Annotated in this window: 1 protein-coding gene; it reads left to right on the top strand. The window is 75.3% G+C overall.

Features of this window, described 5'->3' with window-relative positions; translation table 11 throughout:
* Positions 1–560, top strand: a 560-nt coding sequence (locus HMPREF3105_RS09870) for a copper chaperone PCu(A)C (RefSeq protein WP_070709467.1), incomplete at its 5' end; no start/stop codon positions are given.
* Positions 561–657: the final 97 nt, after the last annotated feature.

Raw genomic sequence — 657 nt, 5'->3', positions numbered from 1 at the left:
TCGCCGTCGCCGCCCTCGGCCTGACGGCCTGCGCCGGAGACGACGTCGGGTCCGCCCCGAGCGCGTCGGACGCCTCGAGCGTCGCGCCGGCCACGGACGCCTCGTCGGCCGCGTCCACCGCGGACGGCCAGGCCGCCGGCCTCACGATCACCGACCCGTGGACGAAGGCCACCGAGGAGGGCATGACCGGCTCCTTCGGCATGCTCGAGAACTCCTCGGACCAGGACCTGCACATCGTCGGCGTCCGCTCGGAGCTGGGCGAGACGGTCGGGCTCCACGAGATGGTCTCCGACGAGGACGGCCAAATGGTGATGCAGCAGTCCCCGGACGGCTTCACGGTGCCCGCCGGCGGGTCCTTCGAGCTGGCCCCCGGCGGCGCCCACGTGATGCTGATGGGCCTGACCGAGCCGATCGAGCCCGGCGAGGAGGTCGCCTACGAGCTCGAGCTGGAGGACGGCTCCACCATGGAGGTCGTCTCCGTGGCCCGCCCGTTCGGCGGCGCCAACGAGTCCTACCACGGCGGCGAGGCGGAGGAGTCGGACGAGCATGCCGACCACTGACCCCGCCGAGCACCCGGACGCCCCCCGCGGGGAGGACGCCCGCCAGGCGTCCCCCCGCGGGGAGGACGCCCGCCCGGCCCTCCCGGCCGGGCCCTCC

Source organism: Micrococcus sp. HMSC31B01, from assembly GCF_001816085.1.
Lineage (GTDB): Bacteria > Actinomycetota > Actinomycetes > Actinomycetales > Micrococcaceae > Micrococcus > Micrococcus luteus.
The sequence above is the reverse complement of the archived record's forward strand: the minus strand, read 5'-3'. Positions and strand labels throughout refer to the sequence as shown.